Here is a 7,994-nt window from a genome sequence, read left to right on the forward strand (position 1 = left end):
CTGGCCAGCGAAACCCATCAGGGACAGTGAGCCCGTCTCACAACGAAAGTCCGAATGTACGGGTGCAATCTTCCTTCTACCGTTCACCAACTGCGAGCTTGGCAAACCGGGGGCGTCCATGTACGGTAATTTCGGCTCATCTGGAACCGGTGGGTAACAAGGAACAAGATTGCGTCCGCAGCTTACACATTGCGGACGCAGACCATGACTGACCTACAAACTGACTTTGACTTCCTGCCCCTTCGGGTAATCGGTAAATCGATTGACGGCAAGAACCGGTACGACCGGGATAGCAAGCGCAAGCTGATCGAGGCGTGCCAGAAACCCGGCGCCTCGGTGACCGGGATGGCACTCAAGGCGGGCGTGAACGCCAACCAGCTTCGCAAGTGGATGTCCCTCGATCGTAAAAGACACGCTCCCGATCTGCACGGCAACCGGCACCAGCCAGTACGCCGGCATTCGTTCCTGTTTTGGACGTGGAAGTGATCGAGCTGACCACACAGCAGCTCCACTGGCTGCTCGATGGCATCGACATCGACGCGCTTCGCCGTCATCCTGCACGGCATGACGAGCACGCAAGCTAGCCTGGTACGCGTTGCACGTAAACAACGGCAGGCCCGCCGTTGCGAAAGTACGTAAACCCACGGCGTGCCGCACTTCGCTATCCTGGAGTGCATGAAGAATGCACCCGACCTCAGGCGCGTACCCAAGGCCGTTCAGGGCTATATCCATGCTCTGGAATCGCGTGTAATCGGTGACGCGAAACATATCGACGATCTGAACCAGCGCGTCGAGCAACTTGAGGAACAGGTCCGCCTGCTGCAGGCGGAGCGTTACGCACCCAAAAGCGAAAAACGCAAGGATCGCGTGTTCGACGAAGCCGAGCAAATCGCCCGGAGCGCACCATGCGACGAGGACGACGAAGGTATCCAGCCGGCGCTGCCTGACACCGGCTTGCCACCGGCCGGCAAGCCTGAGCGGCGCAAGGTGGGACGCAAGCCTTTGCCGGCGTACCTGAAGCGCGAACGCATCGAGTACGATCTGCCGGAAGGCCAGCGAGGTTGCCCGTGTTGTGGCAATCCGATGTATCGTATCGGCGAGGACATCAGCGAACAGCTGCATGTCGAGCTCAAGTGGACGGTTCACCAGAACGTGCGTGCAAAGTACACGTGCCGGCACTGCGAGCGTCACGCCGAACATACGCCGGTCGTCCTCGCACCGATGCCGGTACAGCCACTCCCGGGCAGCCATGCGGATGCGTCGGTGATCGCGACGGTGGCGACCGCGAAATACGTTGACGGCATCCCGTTGTACCGGATGCAGGCCGCCATGGCCCGATGGCAGATTCCCGTGAGCCGGGGCACGCTTGCACACTGGGTCATCCGCCCCAGCGAATTACACTACAACCGCCTGTACGACGCGCTGTACAGGACATTGCTGTCGCAGTCGCTGATACACGGCATCCAGGCAGAGTCGATCATATCCGGCAGGCCGCCGGTCATGTCTAGCGCTTCTCGCACGGACACCTCACGCTGCTTGCCAGAGAGTTGCGGGAGATATGCTCGCATCTGTCACGAAGCACGTTGTTGCCGGTCTCGCGCTGAAATGCGTCGATCGCAGCATCCTCGATCTGGATGAATGTCTGAGTGCCTTCCACGGTTTTGTCGGCGGCCTACCGGGGTATCGGTCAGCATTCCTGCTGTGATCAGAATCGACATCAAGAATAACGAGGCGCGTATTGTGATCGGCTCTGGTCCTGCAACCGACAACCCAGTCCTTACCCCTCTCGACGAGCGTCGCGCGCTTTTTGAACGTGCCGAAGGACCTCGACGACAGCGCGTCAGTCTGAGCTTCAGTGCAGATGGTCGGTCCGTATTGCTCGCGACGCAACGTAGTCGAGTGCTGCGATTCGAACGTACCTGAGCCTCGGTTTGTCAAAGTCGACCTCTTCAGCTCGCCTTTTCTATGTCCGCTTTCGAGAGAGTCGAAGGGCTGCTTCGGTTTCGGCCTTCTGATCTCGGGGCGGCATCGCCGGCGCGCTTTCAAAATCCTTGCGATGCTCCCGCTTGTGTCAAACTCTTTTATCGCGATATGCCGATACCAAAGGTGTTGGATTGTTATTGTGTCAAACTCTCTTTCGTCGGAGCGTGATCAAGCGTTCCGCTAAGTGACTGATTACGTGACCTTCATGGTGTCAAACTCTTTTGTTTGTTCACACGTCTGATCGTTGCCGCTGCGGGCGGCAACCGTGAGTCGCCCGACTCAGTAACCAACCACACGTTAGACACCCAAGAAAATGAAGAAGATTGCAGCAGTCCTGTTGGTGGCGGCTCCGCTGCTGGCAAGCGCGGCGGAAGTTGGCGGCACTATCGACGGCGGGGCATACGATGCTGCGGGCGTTCAGGCTCGGACCGGAGTCGCGTCCTTGTCAGGCGTAAAGCAAATAAAGTACACGGTGACGATCTCCGAGAAGGGCAAAGTTCCCCTTGAATTCGCAGGCATACTGCCCGCTGACGGTCGGGAACATCCGTCATCTTCCTGGAGCGAGCATCCCTACGTTTCCCCTTGCGCGAACGTCCTGGAATGCAAAGCTGGCGATAGCGTGACGCGTAGGGTGGATACGGGTCTGTTCGTAAGCGTGACGCCGGGGCTTGGCAACGATGGCTCGATCATCTTTGGACTCAAGCTCACCGATTCGGAACTTGTTGGAATGGATGCAGTTGAGGAACACGGCACTTCGGGGCAATCGCCGTGGGTTGCAGGAGAATCCATGACGCGCACCGTCTCTCTCGTCAGTGGCAAGCCGGTCAGCATGCCGTTCGGGAAAAGCGGTCGAACAGTAACCGTCCGGGCGAGCGTTATCTGATCGGAAAATGGACATGAAGAAAATCACTCTGCACCCTGCGGCCTTTGTCGGCGTGTTGCTTCTAGCGGCTGTCGCCGCTGCAGCTGTCACGGACCATACGGCATTCAAGAGGGGCTACACGCGGGGAACGTTCGACGCCCAACACGACGCGATCCGAAACATTGGGGTTGGCCTCTCGACCATGATGACAAGCGGCATCACCATCCGTCAAGCCGATGGAAGCGAGCGACGTTTCGTGCTGACGCCGGTTGAAACCCAATCGCACTGACCACGGAAAATAAGCATGTTTGATCGAATCAACACGCTCGTAAAGAAGAGAGGCTTCACGCTCAAGGTGTGGAATGACCGTTACGGCAAGGGGATTTGGGCCGTTTGCACTCCGCTCTCCTACCACGGCGACGAAATCTGCGAGGGATCGTCCGACGGCGACTTGGACATGATCGACGCGACCGAATATGTCCTCTCAACCAAGTGGCTCCCAATCGTCACAGGCAGGAGCATCTTCGAGGCCCTGACCGAGCTTGAGGACCTACTTGGCACGTTCACCGCCGAGGCGCTTGCCGACGAATCCTGCTGGAGCAAGGCCGTGTGGGACGCGCTGGAGCATTTTCGCGACTGTCGCCGGTCAGATGGCAACTTCGGCGAGCTTCCCGCCACGCTCCCGTATACCGAGGCACTGACCGTGCCAAAGGACAGCGTAACGTACAAGGTCGCGGGCTTGGTGACCACGGAGGATCAGCTCGCCGTCCGGTCGGGTCAGAGCGATGACCATTTTCATGTTCATCCGATTCGCGCGGTCGAACTCGGAACAGATGGTGTGATCGTTTTCAAGCACGGCCCGGTAGGACTCGCGGTGACCGAGTATGACGCTGACGATCACGTTGAAATTGTGCGACGGTAACTCGGAAAATTAACCGGCGCTCGTGCGCCCCGCACTGGCCGGTAGCCGGGACCATAAGTACGGGAAGTAAATCAAATGAATAAAGCAAAACTTGTTGCATCCATGTTGGCGATTGCCGCGACATTGGGAACCGCGCATGCTGCGCAGGTCATGAACGCAAAGTGTGCCGACGAGAACAACGGAACCTTTGGCGAAACCGCCTCCCATCAACAGGTGCTTTGCGCAAACGGCATGTGGCAGGACGCCAAGGCCGTGCCGATGGCAAGCGTCGATATCACCAAATACCGCCCGTCCCCGACCTTCGAAGCGTCTTATCGTGCAACCGGATTTGTTGGCACGCGGAAAATCTTTCAGAACAGCGATGGACACGGCCAATTCACGCTGGTTGCTCCGGTCGTGGCGCTCAATCCCGACAACACGGCGCATGTCGTGATTGACCTCGACGATTCGGGTTTGCCGAAACACATGGACGCAACTGTGCCGCTCGACGCCGCGACGGCCATTGCGACCGACAGCAACGGCGCAGAGTACCGCGTGACTGTCAAGCGCATGCCTGCATAACCACTGCGACCGTTTCGGCGGGCTATCGGAAAATATGAACGCGCCAAATTTCAGCCTGTGTATGCTTGTTTTATCGGTATTGCTGTCCACTCCACTGCTGGTATCCATAGTGACGCCTGGCGATAACCGATTTCGGCTATTTGGCGTCCGTCTTTCAGCCCCTACTTGGAAGACAATACGCGAACGCATTAGCCCACCGTTATTTATCGGCCTTTGCATAACCATTTTTTTTGCGGCCCGTGGCGTTAGGACAGAAGCTTTTCTGTTCGTTGCGAGCGGAATCGTTGGATGCCAGTTCGCAGAGTTCTACGGTGTAGATTTCGACAATTTTCCTGTACGCAAGTGTGCTTCTGTTGTCATTCCATTCATTGCAATAGGGTCCTTTCTGACAAGCGGCATGTGGCTATTGATCAGATAATTAGATACCGAAAACCAAACGCGTAGGAAAGTACGATGTTTCTATTGACCTGCCTCGGGCAGCAGTACGGGCCTCTGAGCTTGGAGGTCGTTTGCACCACCATTAGCTGTCTTCGCGATGTTGATGTGTATATCCGCGATTTGCGTGACGGTGGCAAAGCTCACCGACTGACAATCGCTGCTTCTGGTTTCATACACGAGGCGCATGCAAGTCGTCTCGTCGTCGACGATGTCAGGACGCTGCTGGAAGCACCAGGCAGACCTGTCTACGCGTAGGAAAATAACCACATGAATATCGAGCGACTTTCAACCTGTGTCAGCGCCGCGTGGATCATTGCGCTGTGTTCTGTCGTTTCGTCGTTCGGTGTGCTGATGACGCTGCCGGACAACGGGACGAAGTGGTGCTTCCTGCTGTGGGGGTGCATAGGCGTTGCGTGGGCTACACTCATCGTTGGGTTCATCCTGCAACGCAAGTTTGTCGCGGGAGTCCGCGCAGGCTCGCGGCTCGCGAAATAGAACGGAAAATTATGATCGACGTACTTTTTTTTATTCTGTTTCTTCCGGCCATTCTCCTTTGGGCCGTCTACCGCCTGTTGACAGACATCGCGGAATTCTTTGGTTGGCTGCTCGCGCCTGCCGCGCTTTCTCTCTACACGAGCGGGTTGCTGTTCGTCGTTGGTCCCGCAGAACCCGGAGCGATATTCGAGTCGATATTTCAGGTGGGGGCCGGGGCCATCGTGTTTGGCGCTCGCTTACCGGTGCTCCTGCTGTTCGCCGGGATCGTTATGTTAGCCCTCGGGGCGAGCCGAAAGCTCTTGCTCCGCCGCAAAACTTCGGCGAATTGACGGCGGAAAATTCGCCGCCGCGCGCGGCACTGGAAAAACTGGCGCGCAGGCGCCCGGCATCGGCCCGAAGCCGGCATTGAGGCGCAACATGGAAGACACCGAAATTTCATTTGTTAGCAACCCAGGCCTGATTTTGGACCGAATTCTTACGCTCTTCGCTCACCAGGGGCGTGATGCGGCGATGGATGCTTTCGCCAAAGCAGTACGCCAGGACGTCGAGGAAAGCAGCCTAGGCGGCTACACGCCCCGAACGCTACTTTGGTACGTAGTCGGAGTCCGAGTCAGTGGAGATCCATCCTTCCACGCCCAACCGTCTTTTGTCGACGCGTTGTCTTTGAGCGCGCGCGAGAAACAGACCTACCGCGCCCACATGAAATACCCGGTAAATGTCTATACTCAACCGTCTGTGGCGCGGTGTTGGAGGACGGTGCTCCGTCCAGCAGGGATGCGCAGCCTCTGCCGTGGTGGCCGGCCAGACGGGGAGCTGGTTGATGCTAGTCGTCACGCCCTCGCTATCGCGCACATCCTGCATGTCACCAATCCAACGAGGAATCCCCACCGCGACATTTAAGGTCGTGTGCTAGACGGCGCATGACACCAAATGAACTCTCGCACTGGCACACCTACCTCGACCCAGACGAGCTTGCGACGCTTTTGAGGCTGACCGTCCGAACCGTCCTTCTGCGAGCAAAGCATCGCCCCTGGCTGCTGCCACCACGCGCCGAACTGTATGACCATCAGCTTTTGCGTTGGCGGTTGGACCGTGTCGAGGCGTGGTTGTGCTGCAAGTCATGACGAAGCTGCAGAAGTCTGCCCGACCGCGCACTGTGAATATCGTTGCTGCGAAGCAACAGCGTCAGTTGCCTCGTTTTCGCAAATCAGGAATATAGGGTCTGCATTCTGGCGCAACCGAATGCGATACCGACACGCACGCTACAGCGGAGGCTTGATGTTCTCGCTCGGAGTATTGAAAACGCTCAAAGAAAACGCGGCGATACTTATGCTGCCGCTGCTCGCAATCGCAATCTTCTCAGACGTGCCATTTCAGGGCTCCCCGGAGGCTAGCGCGGCGACAAACTTGGTTGTTCACGCGGTTCTGGCCATTGCCGCGGCGATAATTGCGCCAGTCCTGTTCGACAATGCGCTATTTATTCTTGACCGCTATTTGCCCGAGGATGCAATTTTCGGATTCGTCGCGTTCCTGCTTACGATTTTCTGCCTTTGTGGCGTCACGTTGCTCAATAGCAAACTTCCGCATTTCTCGCTCAATCCAGCATGGTATTTGTCGGCAGGCTGTTACGCGTTCTTCCTGCGCGAGCGCAACGCACTCTTTGCCTCGATAAGGCAGGGCGCCCGCTAAACCAGTAGTGCTTCCGCAGAGTCGTTACCGGGGACGCTTTGCCGTCAAATCTGAAGGGCCCCCGCATTGATTGCCTGCTCGCAACGCTAGGCTTGGAAGGTTACCGTTGGCGACAGGACCCGAACCGACCTTGTGCCACGCGTCAACGCAACATACCAATGATGTCGGTTCTGGCAGGCGTCAGGCGTGATGACCACATGGTCGAATTCGAGGCCCTTCATCAGCAACGTGCTACCAACGGCGCGATTGCGCAGGATACGACCTCGTTCGCGACGTGCGTTCGCAACTTGGAATGCGGCGTCGTCGAGCTGCAAAGCGGGATTCTCTGCGCATAGTCGTAATGCCGACTTGATGCAGTAGACCAACTCAGGTCGCACGGTAGTTACACCGGGCTCCTTCTCAACGCATCGGAATGCGTCCAAGACATTGGCAAGCGAATCGTCGACGGCTACGGCTCTCAATGCGAGCTCTGCAGGAGTAGCTGGTGTTCTAATGCGCTCCGGATTTGCCAGCAGTGAAGCGACGCGCTTTCTCTTGCCGGAAACATCGACTCCGACATATGCCGTTCCCATGAGGTCGAGCACCCCGCCAACTCGGTCTGCACCGGTTCGAGTCCTAAGGCATTGGTAGAAATTCCGCTCGGTTTTACCTCCGATAGGTTCTACGGTGGTAGCCCATATGGCCTTGGCGAGGTCCGCTCGTTGAACATCATCGACACTCGAATGGAGAACCGCGAGCGTTTCATCCTCATCGAGCTTAACTAAGCAATGTTCTGCGAGACGCTGAGCGCCGACTTTCGGTGCGCAGGCTTGCCATTTGAGACAGGGCGGCGCACCGCGGAAATCAAAAATGCCGGCCCGAAAATTCGCGCGCTGGGCGATGAGCCAAGAACCCAGGGCGGGGTTGCCCAAAGCGGTTGTGACCTTACCCCGCCGAGTACACCATTCGTAAGTTAGTGGGCTCGCCGCTTTTCGGTTGATGCAGTTGCCGGAATTGGTCCGGCGCCAGTTGCCCGAGGGCACTATGCGGACGCACGGAGTTGTA

10 protein-coding genes and 1 pseudogene are annotated in these 7,994 nt (G+C 57.4%); 10 read left to right on the forward strand and 1 reads right to left on the reverse strand.

Going from position 1 to position 7,994, the window contains the following annotated elements; translation table 11 throughout:
• Nucleotides 1–204 precede the first annotated feature (204 nt).
• From G3N97_RS34015 to G3N97_RS34060, 10 genes and pseudogenes are all read left to right on the forward strand, one after another.
• On the forward strand, nucleotides 205–486 hold the full coding sequence (locus tag G3N97_RS34015) for a transposase (RefSeq protein ID WP_241031005.1): 282 nt from the start codon (nucleotides 205–207) through the stop codon (nucleotides 484–486).
• Between the two features lie 189 nt (nucleotides 487–675).
• A pseudogene (locus tag G3N97_RS34020) lies at nucleotides 676–1,461 on the forward strand (transposase); the annotation flags it as partial.
• 835 nt (nucleotides 1,462–2,296) lie between these two features.
• Nucleotides 2,297–2,866, forward strand: a complete 570-nt coding sequence (locus G3N97_RS34025) for a hypothetical protein (protein ID WP_205997262.1) — start codon at nucleotides 2,297–2,299, stop codon at nucleotides 2,864–2,866.
• A gap of 13 nt (nucleotides 2,867–2,879) precedes the next feature.
• On the forward strand, nucleotides 2,880–3,134 hold the full coding sequence (locus tag G3N97_RS34030) for a hypothetical protein (protein ID WP_205997263.1): 255 nt from the start codon (nucleotides 2,880–2,882) through the stop codon (nucleotides 3,132–3,134).
• A gap of 15 nt (nucleotides 3,135–3,149) precedes the next feature.
• A complete protein-coding gene (locus G3N97_RS34035; protein ID WP_205997264.1) occupies nucleotides 3,150–3,767 on the forward strand; it encodes a hypothetical protein in 618 nt (205 codons plus the stop codon).
• Nucleotides 3,768–3,842: 75 nt separating this feature from the next.
• On the forward strand, nucleotides 3,843–4,328 hold the full coding sequence (locus G3N97_RS34040; protein ID WP_205997265.1) for a hypothetical protein: 486 nt from the start codon (nucleotides 3,843–3,845) through the stop codon (nucleotides 4,326–4,328).
• Nucleotides 4,329–5,033: 705 nt separating this feature from the next.
• The gene (locus G3N97_RS34045) at nucleotides 5,034–5,261 is read left to right on the forward strand and encodes a hypothetical protein (RefSeq protein ID WP_205997266.1); all 228 of its coding nucleotides are present in this window, start codon (nucleotides 5,034–5,036) and stop codon (nucleotides 5,259–5,261) included.
• Between the two features lie 11 nt (nucleotides 5,262–5,272).
• Nucleotides 5,273–5,590, forward strand: coding sequence for a hypothetical protein (locus G3N97_RS34050; RefSeq protein ID WP_205997267.1), 318 nt, complete (start codon nucleotides 5,273–5,275; stop codon nucleotides 5,588–5,590).
• A gap of 88 nt (nucleotides 5,591–5,678) precedes the next feature.
• A complete protein-coding gene (locus tag G3N97_RS34055; protein WP_205997268.1) occupies nucleotides 5,679–6,161 on the forward strand; it encodes a hypothetical protein in 483 nt (160 codons plus the stop codon).
• 378 nt (nucleotides 6,162–6,539) lie between these two features.
• The gene (locus tag G3N97_RS34060; protein WP_205997269.1) at nucleotides 6,540–6,950 is read left to right on the forward strand and encodes a hypothetical protein; all 411 of its coding nucleotides are present in this window, start codon (nucleotides 6,540–6,542) and stop codon (nucleotides 6,948–6,950) included.
• An 86-nt stretch (nucleotides 6,951–7,036) separates the two neighbouring features.
• On the opposite strand, the gene G3N97_RS34065 is transcribed toward G3N97_RS34060, so the two are convergent.
• Entirely contained in the window at nucleotides 7,037–7,861 is an 825-nt protein-coding gene (locus tag G3N97_RS34065; RefSeq protein ID WP_205997270.1) for a hypothetical protein, read from the reverse strand.
• Nucleotides 7,862–7,994: the final 133 nt, after the last annotated feature.

Origin of the sequence: Paraburkholderia sp. Ac-20347, assembly GCF_017104805.1 — a bacterium.
Classification (GTDB): domain Bacteria; phylum Pseudomonadota; class Gammaproteobacteria; order Burkholderiales; family Burkholderiaceae; genus Paraburkholderia; species Paraburkholderia tropica.